The sequence below is a fragment of the Brevundimonas sp. 1080 genome (assembly GCF_040545985.1).
In the GTDB taxonomy this organism is placed as follows: domain Bacteria; phylum Pseudomonadota; class Alphaproteobacteria; order Caulobacterales; family Caulobacteraceae; genus Brevundimonas.
On sequence record NZ_JBEPMW010000001.1, the window covers coordinates 256341 to 279957 of the forward strand.

Annotated in this window: 27 protein-coding genes and 1 tRNA gene; 14 read left to right on the forward strand and 14 right to left on the reverse strand. The window is 67.3% G+C overall.

The window, feature by feature from the left end:
• Nucleotides 1–74: 74 nt before the first annotated feature.
• The 4 genes from ABIC32_RS01330 to ABIC32_RS01345 all read right to left on the reverse strand — a co-directional run bounded on the left by ABIC32_RS01330 (nt 75) and on the right by ABIC32_RS01345 (nt 3874).
• Nucleotides 75–632, reverse strand: a complete 558-nt coding sequence (locus ABIC32_RS01330) for a dihydrofolate reductase family protein (protein ID WP_199061372.1) — start codon at nt 630–632, stop codon at nt 75–77.
• 41 nt (nt 633–673) lie between these two features.
• Nucleotides 674–1402, reverse strand: coding sequence for a prephenate dehydrogenase/arogenate dehydrogenase family protein (locus ABIC32_RS01335; RefSeq protein ID WP_354071798.1), 729 nt, complete (start codon nt 1400–1402; stop codon nt 674–676).
• Nucleotides 1399–2730 (reverse strand): dihydroorotase, encoded by a 1332-nt coding sequence (locus ABIC32_RS01340; RefSeq protein ID WP_354071800.1) that lies wholly within the window; start codon nt 2728–2730, stop codon nt 1399–1401. Before ABIC32_RS01340 ends, ABIC32_RS01335 begins: the two co-directional genes overlap by 4 nt.
• A 178-nt stretch (nt 2731–2908) precedes the next feature.
• Nucleotides 2909–3874, reverse strand: coding sequence for a glycosyltransferase family 9 protein (locus ABIC32_RS01345; protein ID WP_354071802.1), 966 nt, complete (start codon nt 3872–3874; stop codon nt 2909–2911).
• 86 nt (nt 3875–3960) lie between these two features.
• On the opposite strand from ABIC32_RS01345, the gene ABIC32_RS01350 reads away from it, so the two are divergent.
• The 7 genes from ABIC32_RS01350 to rnhB all read left to right on the forward strand — a co-directional run bounded on the left by ABIC32_RS01350 (nt 3961) and on the right by rnhB (nt 9562).
• Nucleotides 3961–4179: a hypothetical protein gene (locus ABIC32_RS01350; RefSeq protein ID WP_039245466.1), complete on the forward strand. Its 219-nt coding sequence runs from the start codon at nt 3961–3963 to the stop codon at nt 4177–4179.
• The gene (locus tag ABIC32_RS01355) at nt 4176–4742 is read left to right on the forward strand and encodes a hypothetical protein (RefSeq protein ID WP_354071804.1); all 567 of its coding nucleotides are present in this window, start codon (nt 4176–4178) and stop codon (nt 4740–4742) included. Before ABIC32_RS01350 ends, ABIC32_RS01355 begins: the two co-directional genes overlap by 4 nt.
• 68 nt (nt 4743–4810) lie before the next feature.
• Nucleotides 4811–6205 (forward strand): response regulator, encoded by a 1395-nt coding sequence (locus ABIC32_RS01360; RefSeq protein ID WP_354071806.1) that lies wholly within the window; start codon nt 4811–4813, stop codon nt 6203–6205.
• Between the two features lie 50 nt (nt 6206–6255).
• Complete coding sequence (ygfZ, locus tag ABIC32_RS01365; RefSeq protein ID WP_354071808.1) at nt 6256–7059, forward strand: CAF17-like 4Fe-4S cluster assembly/insertion protein YgfZ; 804 nt, start codon at nt 6256–6258, stop codon at nt 7057–7059.
• 7 nt (nt 7060–7066) lie between these two features.
• Nucleotides 7067–7825, forward strand: coding sequence for a 3-oxoacyl-ACP reductase (locus ABIC32_RS01370; RefSeq protein WP_354071810.1), 759 nt, complete (start codon nt 7067–7069; stop codon nt 7823–7825).
• 494 nt (nt 7826–8319) lie between these two features.
• Nucleotides 8320–8928: a DNA-3-methyladenine glycosylase I gene (locus tag ABIC32_RS01375; RefSeq protein ID WP_354071812.1), complete on the forward strand. Its 609-nt coding sequence runs from the start codon at nt 8320–8322 to the stop codon at nt 8926–8928.
• Complete coding sequence (gene rnhB, locus ABIC32_RS01380; RefSeq protein WP_354071814.1) at nt 8921–9562, forward strand: ribonuclease HII; 642 nt, start codon at nt 8921–8923, stop codon at nt 9560–9562. The genes ABIC32_RS01375 and rnhB overlap by 8 nt, the downstream gene beginning before the upstream one ends.
• Before the next feature lie 7 nt (nt 9563–9569).
• Here rnhB and ABIC32_RS01385 read toward each other — a convergent pair whose 3' ends face one another.
• From ABIC32_RS01385 to ABIC32_RS01425, 9 genes are all read right to left on the reverse strand, one after another.
• A complete protein-coding gene (locus ABIC32_RS01385) occupies nt 9570–9848 on the reverse strand; it encodes a hypothetical protein (protein ID WP_055803953.1) in 279 nt (92 codons plus the stop codon).
• Between the two features lie 62 nt (nt 9849–9910).
• The gene (locus ABIC32_RS01390) at nt 9911–10948 is read right to left on the reverse strand and encodes a DNA adenine methylase (protein ID WP_354071816.1); all 1038 of its coding nucleotides are present in this window, start codon (nt 10946–10948) and stop codon (nt 9911–9913) included.
• A gap of 62 nt (nt 10949–11010) precedes the next feature.
• Nucleotides 11011–11097, reverse strand: a tRNA-Leu gene (locus ABIC32_RS01395).
• 58 nt (nt 11098–11155) lie between these two features.
• Nucleotides 11156–12601, reverse strand: a complete 1446-nt coding sequence (locus tag ABIC32_RS01400) for a M20/M25/M40 family metallo-hydrolase (RefSeq protein WP_354071818.1) — start codon at nt 12599–12601, stop codon at nt 11156–11158.
• Between the two features lie 43 nt (nt 12602–12644).
• Nucleotides 12645–12884, reverse strand: a complete 240-nt coding sequence (locus tag ABIC32_RS01405) for a DUF3297 family protein (protein ID WP_045810378.1) — start codon at nt 12882–12884, stop codon at nt 12645–12647.
• Between the two features lie 324 nt (nt 12885–13208).
• A complete protein-coding gene (locus ABIC32_RS01410) occupies nt 13209–14129 on the reverse strand; it encodes a MotE family protein (protein ID WP_354071821.1) in 921 nt (306 codons plus the stop codon).
• A gap of 17 nt (nt 14130–14146) precedes the next feature.
• The gene (locus ABIC32_RS01415; protein ID WP_354071823.1) at nt 14147–14728 is read right to left on the reverse strand and encodes a DUF6468 domain-containing protein; all 582 of its coding nucleotides are present in this window, start codon (nt 14726–14728) and stop codon (nt 14147–14149) included.
• Nucleotides 14728–15771 (reverse strand): flagellar motor switch protein FliM, encoded by a 1044-nt coding sequence (gene fliM, locus ABIC32_RS01420; RefSeq protein ID WP_017504455.1) that lies wholly within the window; start codon nt 15769–15771, stop codon nt 14728–14730. The genes ABIC32_RS01415 and fliM overlap by 1 nt, the downstream gene beginning before the upstream one ends.
• A gap of 2 nt (nt 15772–15773) precedes the next feature.
• Nucleotides 15774–16445 carry a flagellar basal body-associated FliL family protein gene (locus tag ABIC32_RS01425; protein WP_174085938.1) on the reverse strand — a complete coding sequence of 224 codons (672 nt, stop codon included), beginning with the start codon at nt 16443–16445 and terminating at the stop codon, nt 15774–15776.
• A gap of 179 nt (nt 16446–16624) precedes the next feature.
• On the opposite strand from ABIC32_RS01425, the gene flgF reads away from it, so the two are divergent.
• The 7 genes from flgF (at nt 16625) to ABIC32_RS01460 (ending at nt 22442) form a co-directional block, all read left to right on the forward strand.
• Nucleotides 16625–17365, forward strand: coding sequence for a flagellar basal-body rod protein FlgF (flgF, locus tag ABIC32_RS01430; protein WP_055754136.1), 741 nt, complete (start codon nt 16625–16627; stop codon nt 17363–17365).
• Nucleotides 17366–17379: 14 nt separating this feature from the next.
• Nucleotides 17380–18168 carry a flagellar basal-body rod protein FlgG gene (gene flgG, locus ABIC32_RS01435; protein WP_174085936.1) on the forward strand — a complete coding sequence of 263 codons (789 nt, stop codon included), beginning with the start codon at nt 17380–17382 and terminating at the stop codon, nt 18166–18168.
• Between the two features lie 10 nt (nt 18169–18178).
• Entirely contained in the window at nt 18179–18787 is a 609-nt protein-coding gene (locus ABIC32_RS01440; RefSeq protein ID WP_199061070.1) for a flagella basal body P-ring formation protein FlgA, read from the forward strand.
• A 12-nt stretch (nt 18788–18799) separates the two neighbouring features.
• Complete coding sequence (gene flgH, locus ABIC32_RS01445) at nt 18800–19522, forward strand: flagellar basal body L-ring protein FlgH (protein ID WP_045810385.1); 723 nt, start codon at nt 18800–18802, stop codon at nt 19520–19522.
• A gap of 142 nt (nt 19523–19664) precedes the next feature.
• On the forward strand, nt 19665–20093 hold the full coding sequence (locus ABIC32_RS01450) for a hypothetical protein (protein ID WP_354071827.1): 429 nt from the start codon (nt 19665–19667) through the stop codon (nt 20091–20093).
• Nucleotides 20094–20104: 11 nt separating this feature from the next.
• A complete protein-coding gene (locus ABIC32_RS01455) occupies nt 20105–20605 on the forward strand; it encodes a hypothetical protein (protein ID WP_199061068.1) in 501 nt (166 codons plus the stop codon).
• A 49-nt stretch (nt 20606–20654) separates the two neighbouring features.
• The gene (locus ABIC32_RS01460; protein ID WP_354071829.1) at nt 20655–22442 is read left to right on the forward strand and encodes a DUF885 domain-containing protein; all 1788 of its coding nucleotides are present in this window, start codon (nt 20655–20657) and stop codon (nt 22440–22442) included.
• A 161-nt stretch (nt 22443–22603) separates the two neighbouring features.
• On the opposite strand, the gene ABIC32_RS01465 is transcribed toward ABIC32_RS01460, so the two are convergent.
• Nucleotides 22604–23602, reverse strand: coding sequence for a cysteine synthase A (locus ABIC32_RS01465; protein WP_354071831.1), 999 nt, complete (start codon nt 23600–23602; stop codon nt 22604–22606).
• Nucleotides 23603–23617 lie beyond the last annotated feature (15 nt).

A 23617-nucleotide genomic window follows, 5' to 3' on the forward strand; every position in this document is an offset into this window, starting at 1 on the left:
TCAACGAGTTCGGCCTGCGCTTGCGTCACCGGGCGAACAGATGCGACGCCGAGGCCTTTAGCCGCAGTTCGACGTCAGCCGTCACGCCTGTAATGCGTGGCGATCACCCCGTTAGTCAGCGGCGTCGCGGACACCAGTTTCAGCCGTCGCGCGCTGGGCAAGCCACTCTGATGCAGGGTCGGGCCGCGCCCGGCGATGCGGGGATGGACGAGAAACTGATACTCGTCGATCAGGTCCATCCGATCCAGTTCGGCCGCCAGTTCGCTGCTCCCGAGCAAGACGCCTTCAGGCGTTGCGTCCTTGAGCGCCTGGACGCCTGTCCGAAGGTCGCGGCCAATATGGCGGCTGTTGGTCCATGGAAAGTCCGCTCGCGTCGATGACGCCACATACTTTGGCTTGACCTCCAGTTTGAGCGCCCACTGGCGGATCATCGGCGGCGCGTCCGCCTCGCCCCGGGCGACAGCGGGCCAGTAGCTTTCCATCATTTCGTAGGTCACGCGGCCCCACAACATCGCCCCGTGTTCGTCCATCAGGCGGGTGAAGAAGGCATGTGTTTCATCATCGGCGATGCCCGCCTCATGATCGACGCAACCATCCAGGGTGACATTCAGACAGAAGGTCAGAAGTCCCATGCGCCAAGCCTCCCCTAGAGCACCCATTGTCACTCTGCGCCTCAGTTCGACGCTAAGCCACCCCGTGCTTCATCCGCCAAAGCGAAGAACCGCGCCCGCACCTCGGCCGCGAAGGGGTTGTCGCGTTCGATGGCGCGGAAGACGGCGGGGCTGTCGTGGCGGACCATGTCGATGGCCTGCATCAAGCGGTCGAAGCTGGCGGTGGTCATGCGCGTCGGCAGGGGCTCCATGGCCATCAGGACGCGGGCGATCAGATGGGTCAGGCCCTGCACCGTCGCGGCCTCGCGGTCATGGTCCTCGGGGCTGACCTGAAACACCTTCAGCCCCAGCGCCCGGCGGCAGAAGGCGGCGACGCGGCGGGCGTCTTTCGTCCCCCTCACCTCGCACACGGCGATCCGCAGGCCGGCGATTCCGTCCTTGCCGCTCTGCGGTCCGAACAGGGGATGGGTTCCGACGATCCGCACGCCCGGCGGCAGCAGGGCGTCCATCGCCTGCGCCGGCTTCACCTTCACGGAGCCCACGTCGATCACGAGGGCGTCGGGCCTCAGGTGCGGGCCGATGGCGATCAGCGTCGCCTCCAAGGCCTCGACCGGCACGGCCAGCACCACCGTGGGACAGGCCGCAGCGGTCGCCAGATCGGTCAGGGTCGCGAGGCCTTCGTCATCGCTCGCGGCCGGATCATGCGCCAGGATGTCGAACCCGGCCGACAGATGCCGCGCCGTCAGCCGCCCAAAGGCGCCGAAGCCGATCAGGCCGAGCGTTTCCCTCACAGCGTCTCCATGAACCGCACCGGCCGCCCGTGCGCCGATCCGATCAGTTCGCCGTCTTGCATCACCACCCGACCGCGCACGATGGTCGCCATCGGCCAGCCGGTCGCCTCGACGCCGTCGAACGGGGTCCAGCCGCAGCGCGTCGCCTGCTGATCGTGGGTAATCGTCCGCTTGGCCTTCAGATCGACGAGGGTCAGGTCGGCGTCATAACTGACGGCCATCCGTCCCTTGTTGGCCGTGCCGAACACCCGCTGCGCGCCCGCCGAGGTCAGGTCGATGAACCGCTCCAGCGACAGTCGCCCATTGGCCACATGGGTCAGCATCAGCGGCACCAGCGTCTGCACCCCCGGCATGCCGGACGGCGAAGCCGGATAGGGTTTGGCCTTTTCTTCCTTGGTGTGCGGCGCGTGGTCGGAGCCCAGCACATCCGCCACGCCCTGCTGCATCCCCCACAGCCACAGCGCGTCCACATGCTCCTGCGACCGGATCGGCGGGTTCATCTGCGCATAGCTGCCCAGCCGCTCATAGGCTTCCGGTCCGACCAGGGTCAGGTGCTGGGGCGTGATCTCGACGGTGGCGACATCCTTGTGGAAGCGCAGATATTCCATCTCTTCCCGGGTCGTGACGTGCAGCACATGGATGCGCGCGCCTGTCTCCTTTGCCAGGCCGACCAGGCGTCGGGTCGAGCGGATGGCGCTCTCGGCGTCGCGCACCTCGGGGTGGCTGGTCCAGTCGCCGGTGCGGGCCAGACCGCGACGCTCGACCAGCCGATATTCATCCTCGGAGTGGAAGGTGGCGCGGCGGCGCACATTGGACAGGACCTTACGCACCCCCTCGTCGTCGGCGATCAGCAGGTCGCCGGTCGAGGCGCCCATGAAGACCTTGACCCCGCAGCAGCCGGGTAGCCGCTCTAGCTCGCCTAGATAGTCCGCATTCTCATGCGTGCCGCCGACGTAGAAGGCGTGGTCCGTCCACATCCGGTCCTTCGCCCGAGCCAGCTTGTCGGCCATGGTGTCGGGATCGGTGGTGTTGGGATTGGTGTTCGGCATCTCGAACACGGCGACGACGCCGCCCAGGGCGGCCGCGCGGCTGCCCGTCTCCAGATCTTCCTTCCACTCCAGCCCCGGCTCGCGGAAATGGACCTGGGTGTCGATCACGCCGGGCAGGACGGTCAGGCCCGTCGCGTCGAAGACCTCGCCCGCCGACGCCTGAGACAGGTCGCCGATGAAGGCGATCTTGCCGTCGACCACCCCGACATCCGCCATGCCCCGCCCCGCATGGTTCGCCACCTCGCCGCCACGGACGATCAGGTCATAGGTCTGGGTCATGGGGCGGCGGTCCTGCGGGATGAGCGATGCGCTCTTACTATATCTCCGCTCATCCCCGCGAAAGCGGGGACCCAGCGCTTTGGGCGCGCTGTCGATGGGCCGCAAGCTTATCGCGGCAATATTGCGAACGAAACATCTGGGTCCCCGCTTTCGCGGGGATGAGCGGATGCAAGGGGTGCTAACCCCGCGCCTTCAACATCCGCTGCGCCGCCTTCAGCACCCGCTCCCACGGCAGATCCATCATATGCTGGATCGCCTGGTTCAGGCGCGGATCCAGCTTCTTGAACTCTTCATAGGTCCGCGGCCCGCGCACGGTCTCCCCCTTCCAGGGTCCGCGCACGGTCTCGTCCGACGGCCCGAAGGCGGCGACGACCGGCGTGCCCGAGGCCACGGCCAGCTGGGTCCAGATCGAGTCCGCCCCGATGTACAGCACCGACGTTGACAAGGCCGCCACCGTCTGCAGCCGCGTCAGCTTGCCTTGAAGCTCGATCACCCGCGCGCGCGGCACGGCGTAGCGGATCGTGTGCGCCGCCTCGCGGTCGATCTCCTCGCCCACGATCATCAGCCGCCCGCCCGCCAGCGGCCCGTCGTCGGCCAGCAGCTTGGCCGCCACCTTGGCGTAGCGTTCGGCCGGCCAGCGCTTGCCCATCCATTCCACGCCCGGCCCGACCGCCAGGATCGGCCCCTCTCCGCCCGTCGCCGGAATCAGCGCCTCGACCTGGGCCTGCGTCTCGTCCGAGACATAGAGTTTCGGCGCCGGGATCTCGTCCGGCTCCAGCTTCAGCACCGCCGCCGCCGCCTCGACCGCATGTAGGCCCGGCTGATCCTTGCCCCGCACCGCGCGTTTGTGCCGCCTCAGCTTGCCCGACAGGTCCGAGCCGCGCATGTCCACGACCAGCCCCCATTTGGTCGCCCGCACCTGGTTCCACAGGGCGATCCATTCGAAATGGCCTTCGCGCTCCAGCACGATCAACTTCGTCAGGCGCGGCGTATCGGCGAACAGCGGCGCACTGGCGGCCGATCCGACGATGGTGAAGGTCGCGTGCGGCAGGCTCTCGACCAGATGCGCCAGCACGCCGGAAGACAGCACGGCGTCCTCGGCGTCCGCCTCGGCGATGTACAGGATGGGAAACCGCCCGATCATCCGTCGACGGATACAGGGATTCTATCTGCGGTTCAGCGCCAAACGCGTGTTTCCACAGGAAGGCCCCATGCGCTACAGCGACGCGAATGAGCCAGACGCCCGATCCCGCCGCAGCAGCCGCCCTCGAACGCTTCAAGGCCCAGCGCGTCACGGCCATCTATCGACTGGACCTGATCGCCAAGGGCGCGACGATTTCCTACGAGGACGGCACGCCGATCGACATGGCCTCCGAAAAGGCCCGCCTGGAAGCGGTCGTCGCCGACATGGACCGCCGCATCGCCCGACTGGAGCGTTCAGCCGGGTGAGCCTGCCCCTCCTCCCCGACCGGACCTGCGGCGGTTGCGTCGAATGCTGCCGCGTCATTCCGCTGAACCTGCCGGAACTGGCCAAGCCGACGGGCGAGCTGTGCGCCTATTGCGTCGACGGCGCTGGCTGTTCGGTCCACGCGATCCGGCCGAACACCTGCCGCATCTGGTTCTGCCTGTGGCGTGTGGTCGAGCTGTCCGACGACTGGCGGCCCGATCGCAGCGGCGTCATCGTCCGCCCCGACGGCGTCGAGGATGGGGTCATCACCCTCTATGTCCTGCGCCGCTCGGCCTTCCTGGCCTCGCCCGACTTCTTCGTGACCGTCGCCGGCTGGGTCGCGGAAGGGATCGAGGTCGCGCTCAGCATTCCCGGCCCCGTCGGGACCTATCCGGCCCGCGCCGTCGTCACCGACTGGCTGCGTCCGGCCATCGAGGATGGCGACCCGGAGGCCTTCACGACCCGCGTTCTGATGTCCCTCGACCGGCTGGCCGAACACGATTTCCAGCCGGACGGCGTCGTCGCGCGATATGCGGTGACAACCCAGGATCGGCCGAAAGCTTAGCCGAAGCTTAAGTCCCTTGGCGCTACGATAGAATCCGTAACGCCGTCGCTGGAAAGGGCACGCCGTCGATGCAGGCCTGGGACGCGCTGAAACGACCGATCTGGATGTTCGATCCGGTCGCCTTGCGCGGCGTCTACGCTAATGCGGCCGCGCTTGACCTCTGGGGCTCCGACAATCTCGACGCCCTTCTGGCGCGTGATTTCAGCAATGTCTCGCCCGCTGTCCTGGCCCGCACCGAGCGTCTGGCCCGCGAGACGGCCAATGGCGAGACACTGACGGAAGACTGGACCTTCTATCCGCACGGGCGACCGCTGACGGTGTCGGCGGTGATCTCGACCTATCGCCTGACGGACGGCACGCCGGTCCTGCTGTTCGAGGCCGCGCCCATCATGGTGGAAAACGATGAGCGTCGCGCGGTGGAGGCCCTGCGCCACACCTCGACCCTGATCACCCTGTTCGACAGCGAAGCCCGCCCGATCTTCTCCAACCCGTCGGCCTTCGCCGCCTACGGCTCGACGGCGCACCCCTTCGAGGCCAGGTTCGCCGAACCCGAGCGCGCCCAGCCCATGCTGGCGGCCGCCCTGTCGGGGTCAGCGATTTCCGACGTCTGCGAGATTATCACGCGAGAAGGCGTGCGCTGGCACCATCTGGACATTCGTCCCGTGACCGACCCCGTCACGGGCCATCTCGGCGTGATGCTGAACGAGATCGACGTGACCGACCGCGTCGAGGCCGAACAGGCCCGCGTCGCCGCCGAGCAGAAGACATCGATGGCCGAGGCCCGGCAGAAGTTCCTGACGGACATGTCGCACGAGCTACGCACGCCGCTGAACGCGGTCATCGGCTTCTCCGACCTGTTGTCCAAGGCCGGCCTGCTCGACGAACAGGCCGATCAGGCCGCCCGCATCAATGACGCGGGCCAGCGCCTGTTGTCCGTCGTCAACGACATGATCGACCTGTCGTCCGACAACGTCGTTCCCCTGGTGCCCTCAGACAGCCCGGCCGCGGCCGAGCCCGCCCCGCCGGCCAATGAGGACGCCCCTGCCCTGCGTGTCCTCTATGTCGATGATCACGACAGCAACCGCGCCCTCGTCATGGCGGTGTTGACGGCACAGGGCATCGCCTGCGCCACCGCCAACGACGGCGAACAGGGCGTCGAGGCCGCCCGCACCGGCGACTGGGACGTGATCCTGATGGATATCCAGATGCCTGTAATGGACGGTGTCGAGGCGACCCGCGCCATCAGGGCCCTGCCCGGCGTGACAGGCCGCACGCCGATCCTGGCCCTGACCGCCAACACCCTGCCGGAGCAGCTGACCCAGTACGAACAGGCCGGCATGGACGACTGCATCGCCAAGCCGATGAACATCGTCGACCTGGTCATGCGCGTCACCGCCTGGGGCGCCAGCGACTGGCGCACCTTCGATCCCCGCCTTGAGGACGCGGCAGCCGCTGTCGCCTAAATTCGGCGCCGCGTCTTCTGAAGCCACGCCGTCGGCCCTATCTTCGCCCCATGCCCATCGCCCGTCTCGACAGCCGCGCTCTGATCTCCGTCACGGGCGAGGAGGCGAAACCCTTCCTGCACAATCTGCTGACCCAAGACGTGGAGACGCTGGCCGAAGGCGAACTGCGGTTCGGCGCCCTTCTGTCCCCGCCCGGCCGGCTGCTGTTCGACCTTTTCCTTCTGGGACAGGCTGACGGCGTTCTGCTGGATGTGGCGACTGAACGTCGCGACGCCCTGATCCAGCGCCTGTCGATGTACAAGCTGCGCGCCAAGGTTCAGGTCGCCGCCGACGACCGCCCGGTCTTCGCCGCCTGGCCCGAGGCCCCCGCCGGCTTCATCCCCGACCCCCGCACCCCCTTGATGGGCGGCCGCCTCTATGGCGAGGCGACTGCGGATGCCTCCGAAGCCGACTACGACGCCTACCGCCTGTTGATCGGCCTGCCCGATCCGACCGCCGACGCGCCCCAGGACAAGACCTATCCGATCGAGGCCGACTTCGACCTGCTGAACGGCATCGACTTCCAGAAGGGCTGTTTCGTCGGCCAGGAGACGACCTCGCGGATGAAGCGCCGGGGCACGATCAAGAACCGGATGCTCCCGTTGGACTTCGACGGCCCGCCTCCCGCCTTCGGCGCCGAGGTGCTGAAGGGCGAACTGCGCGCGGGCGAAGTCCTCTCGGGGCAGGACGGTTCGGTCATGGCCCTGCTGCGCATCGACCGCCTCGACGGCGACCTGACCGTGGACGGCCGCTCGGTGCGCTTGCGCAAACCCGCCTGGATGGGCGAGGACGTCCTCCCCTCCTCCAACGCGTGAGTCCACCATGAAGATCGCCGATCAGATCGTCCTCGTCACCGGCGGGGCGCGCGGCGTCGGCGCCGCCTGCGTCCGCGCCTTCGCCCATGAAGGCGCTCGCGTCGTCATCAACTGGAGGAACAGCGGCGAGGCCGCGAACGCTTTAGCCGCCGAGATCGGCGAGCGCGCCCTCGCTCTCCAGGCCGACGTGACCAACCGCGCTGCGGTGGACGCCATGGTCGCGGCGGCGCAAGGCCACTTCGGCGCCCCCGTCACCACCGTCGTCAACAACGCCCTGGACTACAGCTTCAACGGCGACGCCCGCTCCCAAATGACCGCCATCGGCTGGAACGAGATGGATCGCCAGTTTTCGACCGTCGTGGGCGGCGCCCTGAACCTGATCCAGGCGACCGCGCCCGGCATGGCCGCCGCCCGGTTCGGCCGCATCGTCAACATCGGCACCAACCTGTTCCAGAACCCGGTCGTGCCCTACCACGACTACACCGCCGCCAAGGCCGCCCTGCTCAGCCTGACCCGCACCGCCGCCGGCGACCTCGGCCCCGACGGCGTCACCGTCAACATGGTCTCGGGCGGTCTTCTGCGCACTACCGACGCCAGCGCCGCCACGCCCGAGGCCGTCTTCGACCTCATCGCCGGCATGACCCCGCTGCGCAGCGTCACGACCCCGCAAGAGTTCGCCGACGCGGTCCTCTTCTTCGCCTCCCCCTGGAGCCGCGCGGTAACCGGCCAGAACCTGGTCGTGGACGGCGGATTGGTCCGGGACTGAAGCCCGCGATATTCCTTCTCCCGTTGGGAGAAGGTGGCCCGCAGGGCCGGATGAGGGTCGGGCGGTGGACCAGTTCGCACGATCCGACCCTCACCCTTTCGCGCCAGAACGACGGCTATCGCCGCCGTGCGCTCAAGCCCTCTCCCAATGGGAGAGGGCTGAAACGGACGCCCGCCATCCTATCCTGGCGAAACTTCCAGCTACATTTCAGCGATCTAAAATCCACCAGCGTCAATCGACCATCCCTCATCCAAGCGCCCTTACGATGCGCAGGTTTAAGACCGGGGGAGACGAAGACTTGGACTCGTTGGACTGTTTTTTCCACCGTCCAACTTCGACCGCGAAATTGCACTTTGCACGCGTTTTTGAGGTGCAGTGCAATTGCGCCTGCGCCCCGAGATTATACGAATTAGACACTTTAGACGGTGTTTTTCCTCCGTCGCCCGACGCCAACCGCCCTTCCCTCGACAGGAACAGACTGGCAACTTCAGGCCATGATCGACTCACACGCCCCAGAGGGTCTCGGCGGCCGCTGCGGCTGGTGCGGGACCGACCCGCTCTATGTCGCCTATCACGACACCGAATGGGGCGTGCCCGAGCGCGAGCCCCGCGCCCTGTGGGAAAAGCTGGTGCTCGACGGCTTTCAGGCCGGTCTCGCCTGGATCACCATCCTCAGAAAACGCGAGGGCATCCGCGACGCCTTCGATGGTTTCGATCCTGAGATCGTCGCCCGCTATGGGGAGGCCGACATCCAGCGCCTGCTGAACGATCCGCGCATCATCCGCTCGCCCGCCAAGATCAACGCCGCCATCCGGGGCGCCCAGATCTGGCTTCAGATGCGCGATGACGGCGAGGACTTCTCCGCCTGGCTCTGGTCGTTCGTCGGCGGCGAGCCGATCCAGACCCCACACGCCGACTATCGCCAGGCCCCGACCCAAACCGAACAGTCCGTCGCCATGGCCAAGGCCCTGAAGAAGCGCGGATTCAACTTCTGCGGCCCGGTCATCGTCTATGCCTTTATGCAGGCTGTCGGCATGGTCAACGATCACCAGACGACCTGCTTCCGTCACGCCCAGGTTCGTGCGATGGCGAGCCATGGCTAAAGCCCCCGCAAATTCGAAAACCTTCCCGACCCTCGCGCTGGAAACGGTGCTGATTCAGCGCGTCAACGGTCACGTCTGCGGCGTGGACGAGGCCGGGCGCGGTCCCTGGGCCGGCCCCGTCTCGGCGGCGGCGGTCATTCTGAACCCCGACGACCTGCCGCCCGGCATCGACGATTCCAAGGCCCTGACGGAAAAGCGGCGCGCCGCCCTTGAGCCCGAGATCAAGGCCCGCGCCGTCGCCTGGGGCGTCGGCTTCGCCTCGGTGGACGAGATCGAGGAGCTGAACATCCTGCACGCCACGGGTCTGGCCATGTGCCGCGCCATCGAGGCCTTGCAGGTCCAGCCGGTCGCCGCCCTGGTCGACGGCAACTATCGCTTCAAGCTTCCCTGCGAAATCCAGACGGTCGTCGGCGGCGACGGACTGTCGCTCTCCATCGCGGCAGCCTCGATCCTGGCCAAGACCGCACGGGATCGGTTGATGATCGATCTGGACGCCCAATACCCCGGCTACGGCTTCGCCAGCCACAAGGGCTACAACGCCCCCATCCATCAAAACGCCTTGAAGACCCTAGGCCCCTGCCCCGCCCATCGGCGCAGTTGGTCGCCGATCAAGGCGCTGTTGCAGGAGGCCTGACGCCGTCTCAGATGTGCAGGAAGCCGCCCAGCAGCGCGCCCATCAGGGCCGCAACAGCCGCCCCGGCGATCGCCATCATCCAGCGCGGCGGCGGCGCCACTTCGGGCTCGACGTCGATCTGTTCGACTGGCTGAACGGCCTCGACCGGCCGAGTGTAACGCGCCGCGTTGTGGGTAAAGGTTGCATCCGCCGCTCGCGGTGCCCATGAGCGGGGCTCGGCCGCCGGGCGCACACGGTAGTCGTCGGGGCGATCGGTCTTGGGGGCGGTGTACGGGTGCGGTTGCATAGTCCCACAACGGCACGCAGCGATTCGCGTTCCGCCCTACCCTCCGTTGTTTTCATTGGTGTCTATGCGGCCACGGGCAGGGAGATCGGCCGCTCGGTGACCACGAACAGGTGCTCGACATTCTTGAGCCGCCCCACCTGCCCGACCTTCTCGCCCTTGGGATTATGGATCCCGATCCGGGCGCCGACATAGCGCGGATGCGCCACCTCCAGCACCTGCACATGGCCTCGCGCCGACAGCATCTCGACCAGGTTGGCGCGGCTCAGATACCCCTCATCGTTGAAGCTGACGATCAGGTTTGGCGCCTTGACCCGCTCGATCACGGTCCGCAGCGCCGGGCCGATGCCGGGCCGACTGTTGAAGGCGCTCTTGCGCGTCCTCACGTCCACCCGCTTGTTGGCCACCCCATAGGTCTCGGGCCGGTCCCACAGCACCAGGCTTTCCCAGCAATGGTAGTTCCCAAGATAGGAATGCTGGTTGTAGGGCGGATCCAGATAAACCAGGTCCGCCTCGACCTGTTCGGCGATCTCGACCGCATCGCCCTGCGTCGCTCGGCATGGCCCGTCCACCGCCGGAACCAGGTCCGGCGTGCGCAGCTCCAGCGTCTTCAACGCTCTCGGCGCCCACTGCTTCATATAGGCCATCTGAACCCCGGCGGTGGAATCCACCCGATCCGCCGCCTCCATCAGGCTGACCAGGGCGATGGCCTTGAGTTCCGGCTCCAGTCCCATCGCCTCGATCCGGTGGCGCATGGCGTCGATGCGAGCGCCGTTGTCGGGGTGGAAATACCGCGCATCCTGACAAAAGGCCTGGGTGAACCAGCCCGCCTCGGGCTTCACTGTCCGCAGCTCGGCCAGCACGACCTCGGCCCGCTCAAGCCACTGCTCTCGATCCGCCTGGACATAGGTCGTCGCCAGGGCGTGGGCATAGGCGTTCAGGTCGTTCGACCAGACCTGAAACCCCTGCTTCTTCAAGGCGTGCCCGACCCGCGCTGTGCCCGAGAACAGATCGCACACCCGCCCGCCCTGCGGCAGCACCCCCGCCACCGCACCCGTCACATGCCCCAGCAAGGCGCGCTTGGAGCCGATATATTTGATCATGACGCGGCCCGACTCATCGCGGCAGCATAGCGGTTTGAGGCGTCACGCGAGAGGGGCGAAGATGGTGCGGGCGGCCGGGCTTGAACCGGCAAGGACTTTCGTCCGGCAGATTTTAAGTCTGCTGCGTCTACCAGTTTCGCCACGCCCGCAGCCCGGTCTGGCCCGGTTCGGCTCCTATAGACGGAACCGGGCCGGGTCTCCAAGTCGTCAGCGTGTTGGGGTCGCCGGCGTGGTCGCGGGCTTCATCGCCCGGAAGTCCACGTCGGAGTCGGCGATCAGCCACAGCAGGCCGGCCCAGGCGGCGACGTTCTGGTTCAATTGCGCCGGGTCGATCTTGTCGAGCGTGTCGTTGGCGGTGTGGTGCAGGTCGAAATAGCGGGTTCCGTCCTGAGCGAGGCCGAAAAAGGGCACGCCCAGCGGGCCCATCGGTCCGACGTCGACGCCGCCTTCGGTCTCGACGCGATCGGAGGCCAGGACGCCGATCGGATAGAGGACGCGGGTCGCGGCCTTCTGAAAGTCTGAGCCTTGTGCGCCGGCGGGCAGGCGCAGGGCATAGACGCGATCGGCGCCGAAATCGCTCTCGCCGGCGATGATGTGCTTGTCCAGCGCTGCGCCCTGGCCGCGGGCGTAGACGCCGCCGCCGTTGCCGGTCTGGGCGGTCGGCTGGGCCACTTCTTCCGAACCGTAGAAGATGACGCGCAGGGTGCGGGCCGGACGGCGGCCGCTGTCGGCGATGGCCTTGGCGGCGGCGATAGTGATGGCGCCCCCTGCCCCGTCGTCGATGGCGCCGGTGCCCAGGTCCCAGCTATCCATGTGGGAGCCCAGGACGATGATCTCGTCGGGCCGGGTCGCGCCGGGCAGATCGCCGATGACGTTCTGGCTGTGCGTCTGATAGGTGCGGGCGGTCGAGGTCAGGCGCATGCGCACCGGCTGGCCCAGGGCGACCAGGCGGCTGACCTGATCGGCGTCGGGCGCGGCCAGGGCGAAGGCGGGAATGGTCGGCTTGCCGTCGACATAGCGGGTGGTGCCGGTGTGCGGCATCCGGTCTTCGTCAGAGCCGACCGAGCGCATGACGAAGGCCGCCGCGCCCTTGGCCGCCGCCACGCCGGGGCCGGCGCCGCGCATGCGGGTCTGAGGACCATAGCCCGAGCCGTCTTGCATCGGGTGCATCTGACCCAAGTCGACATAGACGATCTTGCCGCGGACGGTGGCCTCGGGCGCGGCCTGCAGGTCTTCGAAGGTGGAGAAGCGCACGACCTCCGCCTCAATGCCGCCCCTCGGCGTGGCCGGCGAATGACCCAGGGCGGCGGCGACCAGGGCCTGGGCGTTGTCGCCGACGATGGCGGCCGAGCTTTCGCCCCGCTCCCAGCCGACCAGTGGGAACTCTTCGATGCGGACGTTCTGGAAGCCGTTGGCGCGCAGATAGTCGGCGGCCCAGGCGGCGGCCTGTTGTTCGGAACGCGAACCCGCCGGGCGCGCGCCGAACCGCGTCGTCAGCTGGGTGACATAGTCCATGGCGATGTTCGAACGCATCGCGGCGTCGCGCACCACAATCGCCTGCTGCACCGTCGCCGCATCCTGAGCATGGGCCGCCGGGATGAACGCGACAAGACCCAGGGCGACGGCGCTGGCGGTCAGCAGACGGATGGACATAGGCAGGCTCCGGACTCAGATGAGAGCCGGACCCTAGGTAGGTTCAGTCGTTCTGGAAATAGGGTTCGACCGGACCCTGCAGTTTCACGGTCAGGGCCTTGCCCTTGCGATCCACGCGGTTGCCGAGCGCCAGACGCACCCAGCCTTCGGACACGCAATATTCCTCGACATTGGTCTTCTCTTCGCCCTTGAAGCGAATGCCGACGCCGCGTTGCAGGACCTCGGCGTCGTGATGCGGGCTGGACGGGTCGACCGAAAGGCGATCGGGGGGCGTGTCGGACATGGCGTTGGTCGGGCTCAGATCTCGGGAAGGCGCGGTGATAGACGCGCTGGTGCGCCCTGCCAATCCGAAACCGGGCGGAAAGCGGGCTCGAAGACCTTTACGGCAGCAGGTGATAGTGCTGGGCGATGGCGGCCATCATCACGGTTCCGAACGCCGGAACGGCGAGTATGATGGCCCGGCGCATGCGATGCGCGACGTAAAGCAGTTCGCCGATCATGGCGCGGATCCTCGATGTCATCGCTCTCTGACGGAGCGTTCGAAGATCATTGGTCGAACAGTGCGCGCTGTCGAGACGAAACGTCAGCGTCGAGATCACACTTAAGGTTACTGCACGGTTTGACGGGGCTGCGCGTTGGGGGCGGCTGACGGCTGGTAGGCCTGCGGGCCGGTCGCGGCGGGAGCCGCCGCAGGCGTCGCGGCGGGACGACGCGCCGGGGTTGCGGCCGGGCGCGCCGCCGGTCGCGCAGCGGGACGGTTGGCGGCCGGGCGCGGCGTCGGACGGGTCGTCGGGGCGGCGGCGGGCTGAGCTGTCGGCGTCGCAGGCGGGGTCGTGGCGGCTGGCCCAGCAGCGGCGGGCGTTGCGGCCGGAGGCGGTGTGGCCTCGGCGGCGGCGGCGCGAGCAGCCATCTGCTGGGCCTGGAACCGGGCGGCGAGCTTTTCGGTCAGTTCTTTGGCTTGCGGCGCGCTCATCTGGGCCATGATGGCGGCCAGGGTGCGCGGACGCATGGCGGCGGCGACCGGCAGGCGCACCCGGTCCTCTAGCGCGGCCATAACCGGGGCGGCCTCCTTGGGACGCATAGCGGAATAGACCTGAACCAGACGATCGATCTCGGCCTTCTCGCGCTCGTCCACCTGGCCGAGCATCTGCTTCATCTCGGCCTTCAGGGCTTCCAGCGCCTTGACCTTGGCGTCCAGCTTCTGCTCGGCGGCGACCATCAGCGGCAGGGTGGTGGCGAAGTCCTGGTCACGCGCATCCAGCGCCGCGCGGCGCTGCGACAGCGACTGGATGATCTTCAGCTCGGCCGGCGAAATCCCGGCCTGCTGGGCCAGTTGTTCGGGAGACAAGGCGGAACAGGTGCCGGGCAAGGCTGGCTTGGGCGGCGCGCCGGCCGCAGCGGGAACCGCCTCCTCGGCCCAGGCCTTGGCCCCGTCGAACAGGCCAGGCGCGACGCCGACGGCGCGCACGGCGACGACCCCGCCGATGGCGATGGCGATCAGGGGCAGGATGCGGGGAAGGCGGGCCATGAAATGGGGTTCCGAACTCAGGCGGCGAACAGGTCGTCGTCGAGATTACGACGCGCGGCGTTGAGGCTTTGTTTGGCGGAATGGTTAGCGGAGCGTCCGGCGGTCAGGGCCTGAACGATGGCGGCGACATTGTCGCGCCCGGCGGGCGCAGCCGCTTCATTGCGACGGTTCGAAGAGGGACCGGCCAGTCCCTGGATGCGTTGAGCAAGGGCCGCCATGCGCTCGGCCCGCTCCTCGTCTTCGGTCGCGGCCGGTGCCGGAGCCGGGGCGGCCGGGGGCGCGCGACGGACAGGCTCTTCCTCAACGATCCGCGCCGGCGCCATGGCCGGCGCGCGGGCGATCAGGGTCTCCAGCTGGGCCTTGACCTCACGCGCCTTGATGATCCGGTCGTGCAGCAGATCCGTTTCCTGACCCGAGGCCCGAAGAGTGGCCAGCGCGTTTTCGGCGCGGCCCGCTGCGGCGTTCAGTTCGGTGACGGCCTGGGCGAAGGCCAGCTGTCCGGCGCGCAGGGCGGCCAGCTTGCGTTCCAGCTTGATGCCGTACCCGACCGCCGCGATCAGCAGCACCATCAGCACGCCGTCCATGATCATTCCGGCCATCAGACGTTCACTCCCAGACGGGCGGCGACTTCCGGATTGACCGGTCCCTCGACGCGTATGGCGATGTGCTGGCCCTTGCGACCCATGCGGCCTGTGGTCAGCGGAATGGAGCCGGCGCGGATCGAAACCTCGGAATCCGGCGTGGCGTTCAGCATCATCGTGTCGCCGACCTTGAGGTTCAGTACGCTGGACAGGGGCATCTGCTGTTCGTCCAGGACCGCGCGGACTTCGGTCTCGGTCGTCCAGATCTCGGTGGCCAAGTGGCCTTCCCAGATGTTGTCGCGGCCGAACTTCTCGCCCATGAACTGCTGCAGCAGCATCTTGCGGATCGGCTCCAGCGTCGCATAGGGCAGCAGCAGTTCGATACGACCGCCGCGATCCTCCATGTCGATCCGCAGCTTGATCAGGATGGCGGCGTTGGCGGGACGCGCGATGGCGGCGAAGCGCGGGTTGGTCTCCAGCCTATCCAGGTTGAAGTGGACCGGGGTCAGCGGCTCGAACGCCTGCCGGGCGTCATTCAGCACGACCTCGACCATCCGCTGCACCAGCACCCGCTCGATGGTGGTGTAGGGCCGGCCTTCGATGCGCAGCGCCGCCGTGCCGCGACGACCGCCCAGCAGCACGTCGACGATCGAATAGATCAGGTTCGAATCGACCGTCAGCAGGCCGTAGTTGTCCAGCTCCTCGGCGCGAAACACCGCCAGAATGGCCGGCAGCGGAATCGAGTTCAGATAGTCGCCGAACCGGATGGAGGAGATATTGTCCAGGCTGACTTCGACGTTGTCGGAGGTGAAGTTGCGAAGGCTGGTCGTCATCAACCGCACCAGGCGGTCGAACACGATCTCCAGCATCGGCAGACGCTCGTAGCTGACGAGCGCGGAGTTGATGATGGCCCGGATGCCCGAGCGTTCGGAACCGTCGTCGTCGCCCAGGTCGAAGCCCAGCAGGCTGTCGATCTCATCCTGGTTCAGGACGCGTTCGGACAGGGCGTCGCCAGGATCGCCCAGACCGCCGAACGGATCGAGTTGCGCCGCGTCCGTCATGCCTATTGCACCAGCATTTCTTCGATCAGCACAGCGTCGACCTTGCCCGGGGCGGCGATCAGATTGACGCGGCGCAGGATCTCGGCGCGCAGCTGATAGGTGCCGGCCGAGCCGCTGAGGTCCTCGGGGCGCAGTTCGCGCACGAAGCCGGTGAACATGTCCTGCAGACGCGGCATCTCTTCCTGCAGATGGGTCGCCACCTCGGCGTCCTGCATCTCCAGGGTCAGCTTCAGCTTCAGGAAGGTCGGACGGCCGTCGGGCGACTGAATGTTCATGACCATGTCGGGCAGGGTGTAGAAGGTGACGCCATCCGGCCCCGCGGCGATGACGCCCAGCGCAGGATCGGCCTCGCCTTCCTTGCCGCCGCCGTGACCGCCGCCTTCCTTCTTCTCTTCCTTGCCCTCGGCCTTCTTGTCGGCCTTCTCTTCTCCGTGGCCGGCTTCAGCCTCGGCGCCGTGCGCTTCGGCGGGCTTGGGCTTCAGCATGAAGAAGGCCGCCGCTCCCCCGCCGCCCAGCACCAGCAATGCGACCGGCGCAATGATGAACAGCAGCGGGATTTTCTTCTTCTTGGGCGCGGCTGCGTCACCGTCGGCGGCCTCGCCTTCGGTCACGGCCGGCAGGTTGGCGTCGGCGTCGGCCGCAGGCGCACCCTTCTTCTTGCCGAACTTGAACATGCGCGCGCCCCGGAGACTCTCTCATCGCGAGGATCGTCCGGTTTGGTTAATGCGACGTTTACAATGGGCAGGATTTGCCGGGTTGGAAGCGACCCGATCCTGCTCAAACCCGCATTCCGCTTCAATTAACCTTGTTGGCACGGCCGTTGCGAGGGCTGAGGCGAAGGAGCACGCCTCTCGTGGAAAACGCCGCCTATATCGGACTGTCACGCCAGATGACGCTGCGTCGCGAACTGGACATCGTGGCCAACAACGTCGCCAACGCCAACACCACCGGCTTCAAGGTCGAGCAGCTGATGCTCGGAACCGAGATCGGTCAGCGAGCGCGCAACGACTCGATCCGCCCGTCGGCCAGCTTCGTGCTGGACAATGGCGTCGGTCGCGACTTCGGCCAGGGTTCGATGCAGCAGACCGGCCGCTCGCTGGACTTCGCCATTTCCGGCGAGGGCGCCTTCTTCACCGTGCGTGATGGCGCCAACGGCGAGGCCTACACCCGCGACGGCGCCTTCACCCTGGACCCGGAAGGGCGTCTGACCACCAAACAGGGTCAGGCCGTCCTTGGCGGCGGCGCGGAGATCGTGCTGGACCCCGCGCTTGGCGCGCCCAGCGTCGGCGCCGACGGCACCATCACCCAGAACGGGCAGGTCACTGGCCGGCTGTCGGTCGTGCGTTTCGATACGCTGGGCGTGCTCGAAAAGGGCGGCGACAGCCTCTACCGCAATAAGTCCAACGCCCAGCCGATCGAGGCCGCCGACGCCCAGGTTCATCAGGGCTCGTTGGAGTCCTCCAACGTCAATCCGTTGATCGAAATCACCAATCTCGTCGAGATCAGCCGCGCCTACGAGAGCATTTCCAAGCTGATCGAAAACACCACAGACCTGAGCCGTCGCGCCGTCGAGCGCCTCGGCAAGGCCGCTTAAGGGAGAGCCGGAACATGCGCGCTCTGAGAACCGCAGCCTCGGGCATGGCCGCCCAGCAGCTGAACGTGGAGGTCATCTCCAACAACATCGCCAACATGAACACGGTGGGCTTCAAGAAGCAGCGCGCCGAGTTCCAGGATTTGCTCTACCAGAACGTCGAACGCATGGGGGCCCAGTCCTCCGCCTCCGGCACCGTGGTTCCGACCGGCATCCAGATCGGCGCGGGCGTCAAGGCCGGGGCCGTCTATCGCGTTACCGAGCAGGGCACGCCGCAGATGACCGGCAACCCCTATGACATGGCCATCGACGGCAAGGGCTATTTCCAGATTAGCCTGCCTTCCGGCGAAAAGGCCTACACCCGCGCCGGCAATCTGCAGGTCAATCCGGAAGGTCAGATGGTGACCGACGACGGCTATCTGCTGGAGCCGGCGATCACCATCCCGCAGGACGCCACGAAGGTGTCGATCTCCAAGACCGGTCTGGTTCAGGTGACCCAGGCCGGACAGCCCGCCCCGACCACTGTCGGGCAGATCGAACTGGCCAGCTTCTTCAACGAGGCCGGTCTGGAAGCCATCGGCGACAATTTGTTGCTGGAGACCGCCGCGTCCGGCCCGGCGATCGTCGGCACGCCCGGCGACGCGGGCTATGGCCAGATCATGCAGTCCTACACCGAGGCGTCGAACGTCGATGCGGTCGCTGAAATCAGCGCCCTGATCGTGGCGCAGCGCGCCTATGAAATGAACTCCAAGGTCATCAGCACCGCTGACCAGATGCTGTCCGTCGCCTCGCAAGTGAAGGGCTAGGGCCGTGACCATGATCCGTTCCCTGCTGCTCGCCGCCGCCGTCAGCGCCTTCGCCGGCGCCGCCCTCGCCAACCCGGTCGTGCTGCGCGCCAACCCCGTGGACGACGACGGTCGCGTCACCCTGGGCGATATTTTCGAGGGCGCGGGCGCAGCGGCCAATGTCGCCGTCGCCGAGCGCGTCGGTCCCTCGGTCGTGCTGGACGCCGGCCAGCTTCAGGCCCAGGCGCGTCAGGCGGGCCTGGACTGGAGCAATCCCAATGGCCTGCGCCGCGTCGCCGTGCGCCGTTCGGCCGGACCCGTTCAGACCGTGGCCGACGCCGCGCCAACGGACGCCGTCCAGGCTGCCCAACCTATCGCCCGCGCCGCCTATCGCCCCGGCGCCGCGACGCAGGTCATCGCCCGCAACGACATGGTGCGCGTCACCTATCAGGTCGGCGGCGTGAACCTGGCCGTCATGGGCAAGGCCATGCGCAGCGCCGGTCTGGGTGAGCCGGTCGCCGTTATGAACACAGCCTCCAACCGCATCATCGATGCGGTCGCCTCCGGTCCCGGCCAGGCCATCGCCGGCCCCGGCGCCGACATGGCCCGCGCCAATCCCCAACAGTTCGCCGCCCGCTAGGGAATCCCAGTCATGCGTAAAGCCGTCCTGATCCTCGCCGCCCTCGCCCCGCTCGCCGCCTGCTCGACCGTCGCCGAAACGGTGCGCGGTCCGGAACTGGCCCCCATCGGCTATCCCGCCGCTTTGATCCCGGCGCAGCAAGCCTATCTGCCCGCGCGCGAGACCACGCCAGCCAGCGCCAACAGCCTGTGGCGCACGGGCGCCCGCACCTTCTTCGGCGACCAGCGCGCGCGCCATATCGGCGACATCCTGACGGTCAAGATCGACATCGATGATCGCGCCCAGACCCAGAACTCGACCCAGCGCTCGCGCTCCAACGAGATCAACGCCGGCGTCAGCAACCTGTTCGGCCTGGAAAGCAGCCTGGGCCGCGCCTTCCCCGGCGGCTTTGATCCGTCGAAGATGGTCGGCATGGAAGGCGATCTGAAGTCGTCGGGCAATGGTTCGGTCACCCGCGCTGAAAAGGTGTCGCTGACCATCGCCGCCGTCGTCACCGACGTCTTGGCCAACGGCAATCTGGTGATCCAGGGTCGGCAGGAAGTGCGCACCAACCGCGAGGTCCGCGAACTGACCGTCGCCGGCATCGTCCGTCCCGAGGACATCTCATCAGCCAACGCCATCAACCACACCCAGATCGCCGAGGCGCGCATCTCCTACGGCGGTCGTGGCGACGTCAGCCGCGTCCAGGCTCCGCCCGTGGGTCAGGCGCTGGCGGAACGCTTCAGCCCGTTCTGACGCGCGCCGACCCTGCGGGTTGAACTGCTGACGGATAACCGCGTTCAAAGGAAATGCGGTCGTCCGATCTCTTGCGGTCACAGCCGCGTCTGACGACATTGAAGACGACGCGGCGCTGCGCGTCGTCGGCGGGGGCTGACACATGAAGCTGATACTCTCCGCCCTGATGGCGGCCGCGATACAGACTGCGCCCGGCGCAGGCTGGACCTGGAGCCTGTACGAGGGCGAAGGACCGATGGTGCTGGCCAACGACATTCCCGACACCGCCAGCCTGCGCGCCACGCTGCAATGCCTGCCGGGTTCGGGCGCGGTCTCGGTCGCGGTTTATGGCGGGGATGCATCCGCCGGCTTTGCGCGCATCACCTCGGGCGGGTCGACGGCGACCAGCGAGGCGCGCGTCGGGCGTGGCGGCAAGCTGGAGACGGCCATCCCCGTCGATCACCCCGCCTTTTCCGCCTTCGTGGCGAACGGCCGGATGACGATCGCCGTCGGCGACGACGCCAGCACGATCACCGTCGAACGTCCGCACATGGCCAAGCTGCGTCGCTTCGCCGATCGCTGCGCCGGCTGAGGACCTCACGCATGCGTCTTCGATTGATATCAGCCTTGATCGCCGCCTCGGCCCTCGCGGCTTGTGCGACCCAGGCCCCGATGCCCACAGCCGGCTCTGCGGCGACCGCATCGGCGCCCACGCCCATGCCCGGTTACGACTGGTTCCTGAACACCGATGGGCAGGAGGCCATGCTGGCCTACGGCGTCGCCAACAGCGACGAGGTCAAGCTGAAGCTGGCCTGTCAGGCCGGGTCCAGCGCTCTTGAACTGACGGCCGCCAGCGACAAGCCGGGCCGCGAAATCTATCTGGAATCCGGCGGCGACACCGAGCGCTATCGCGCCGCATCCGAGCCGGCCGTCGTGCATGACGGCGAACTGCTGACGGCTCAGGCCAAGACCAAGGATCCGGTCTTCCAGCGCTTCCGCCGTTTGGGCTGGATCGCCGCCTGGGCTGACGACGAACGTCACGTCTACGCCGCCCATCCCGCCGCAAAGGTGCAAATCGAGCGGTTCTTCACCGTCTGCGGTTGACGCATCGGCTCTGCTCGGCTTGCGTGCCCCTCCTGACAGGAGGGGCGTCATGAAGATTTCTTATCTGGCTGTTGCAGCCATGCTTGCGGCCGGGTCGCCGATCGCGGCTGTGGCGCAGACGCCGCCCGCCGCCGTCGCAGCTGCGCCGGCAGACGCCGCGCTGAACGCCGTCATCGCCGACTACGAGACCTATCTGAAGTCCGTCGATCCCATCTCGGCCGGCGGTGAGGGCGATGTCGAGGCGATGGGCCGCGTGCCCGACCTGTCGCGCGAATTCGAACTGGCCCAGCGCGCGCCGCTGGAAGGGTTCGTGCGGCGGCTGACGGCCATCGACCCGGCAAGTCTTTCCCACGCCGGCGGCATCAACCACGCCTTTCTGCTCTACACGCTCAACCGCAGCCTGGAAGGGTTGGACTACGACACCAGCCGCCTGGCGTTCGATTCCGAAGGCGGCCCCGGAACCTGGGCGCTCTATGTCGGCGGCAGCACGCGCCTGAACTCGGTCGCGGAGGCCGAGGCCTATATCAAGCGTATCCGGGGCTTCGGCCAAATCTACGCCCAGACGACGGCCAACGCCCGGCGCGGCCTGGACACCGGCCTGGTCCAGGCCCGATCCGTGACAGAAAGCGCCCTGACGCTGGCGCGAAACGATGTGGCGATCAAGCCGGACGCCGAGCCGCTGCTGAAGCCCTTGGCCACCCTGCCGTCGACCGTGTCTCAAGCGGATAAGGATCGCCTGACCGCAGAGGCGACGGCGGCGGTTTCAGAGACGATCCTTCCCGCACGCCGGTCCTGGCTGGTTTTCCTCGAAAGCGACTATCTGCCCAAGGCGCCGGTCCAACCGGGCATCGGCAATCGGCCCGGCGGCAAGGAACTCTACGCCTATCTGGTGCGCGGCCACACCACGACCGACCTGACGCCGGACCAGATCCATCGGATCGGTCTGGACGAGGTCGCGCGCATCCGCGCCCGCATGGATTTGGAGATGAAGGCGTCGGGCTGGACCGGCGACTTCGCCGGCTTCCTGAACTTCCTGCGCACGGACCCTCAGTTCTATGCGACCAGCCGCGAGGCCCTGTTGCAGCAGGCGTCGGAGATGGCCAAGCGCGCGGATGGTGGTTTGCCGCCCCTGTTCGCCACCCTGCCCCGCCTGACCTACGACGTGCAGCCCGTGCCGCCGCAGATCGAGGAAAACTACACCACCGGCCGCTACAACGGCGGTTCGATGCAGAACGGCGTTTCGGCCCATTACATCGTCAACACGTCCAAGCTGGATCAGCGTCCGCTGTACGAGTTGCCCGCCCTGACCCTGCATGAGGCCGTTCCGGGCCACCATCTCCAGATCGCCTTGCAGCAGGAGGCGCCCGGCCAACCCTATTTCCGACGTCAGGCCAATGTCAGCGCCTACACCGAGGGCTGGGGCCTGTATGCCGAATATCTGGGTGAGGAGATGGGCTTCTATCGCACGCCTTACGAACGGTTCGGCCGCCTGTCCTATGAGATGTGGCGCGCCTGCCGACTGGTCGCGGACACTGGCCTGCACTGGATGGGCTGGACCGAAGAACAGGCCCGCGCCTGTTTCCGCGACAACTCGGCCCTCGCGCCCCACAACATCGAGACCGAGCTTCAGCGCTACATCGGCTGGCCCGGCCAGGCCACGGCCTACAAGATCGGCGAAATCCGCCTGCGCGAAATCCGCGCGCGGGCCGAGCGGGAGTTGGGGCCGAAGTTCAACATCCGCATCTTCCACGACGCCCTGCTGGTCGAGGGCCCGCTGCCGCTGGCGCTGCTGGACCAGCGGATGGACGCCTGGATCGCGGAGCAGAAGGCGAAGTAGCAGAAGCGTCGTCTCCTCCCCGCTTCGTGGGGAGGTGGCTCGGAGCGAAGCGGAGAGACGGAGGGGTTCTTAGCCGCATCACAGGCCGCTTGTGGGACTTCAAGAGCCCCTCCACCGCTTCGCGGTCCCCCTCCCCACAAGTGGGGGAGGAGACGATAGGCTTAAGCCCAGTCCGGTTCCGGCAAACCTTTCGACCGCAGGAATTCCGGGTTGAAAAGCTTGGACGCATAGCGCGAGCCGGGATCGCACAGGCAGGTCACGATGGTCTTGCCGGGCCCAAGCTCGCGCGCCAGCCGCACCGCGCCGGCGATGTTCACCCCCGCCGATCCCCCCAGCGACAGACCTTCGTACTTCACCAGGTCGAACAGGATCGGCAGAAACTCCGCGTCCTCGATCCGATAGGCGTAGTCAGGCTTGAAGCCCTCCAGATTGCCGGTGATCCGCGCCACACCGATCCCTTCGGTGATCGACGATCCCTCGCCCGTCATCTCGCCCTTGGTGAACCAGTTGAACATGGCCGCGCCCGCTGGATCGGCCAGGGCGATGGTCACATCCGGCTTCTGTTCGCGCAGATAGGCGCCGACGCCGGCGATGGTCCCGCCTGAGCCGACGGCCGAGACGAAGGCGTCGACCTGACCGTTTGTCTGCGTCCAGATTTCGGGGCCGGTCGTGTTGTAATGCGCCTCGCGGTTGGCGGTGTTGTCGAACTGATTGGCCCAGATGGCGCCGGCCTCTTCGCTGTCGTTCAGCTCGGCGGCCAGGCGCCCGGAATAGTGGACGAAGTGGTTCGGGCTGGAGAAGGGCGCGGCGTCCACCTCGACCAGCCGGGCGCCCAGCGAACGGATGGCGGACTTCTTCTCTTCCGACTGGGTACGGGGAATGACTATGACGACCGGATGACCCAAGGCGGCGCCGACTAGGGCCAGGCCGATGCCGGTGTTGCCGGCCGTGCCCTCAACGATCGTCCCGCCGGGTTTCAGCGCGCCCGACGCCCGCGCGCCCTGCACGATCGACAAAGCGGCGCGATCCTTGATCGAACCGCCGGGATTCAGAAACTCGGCCTTGCCCAGGATTTCGCAGCCCGTCGCGTCGGACAGGCGGTTCAGGCGCACCAGCGGCGTATTGCCGATCAGGTCGATGACGGATGACGTAGCGGACAAGGTCAGGCTTTCAGG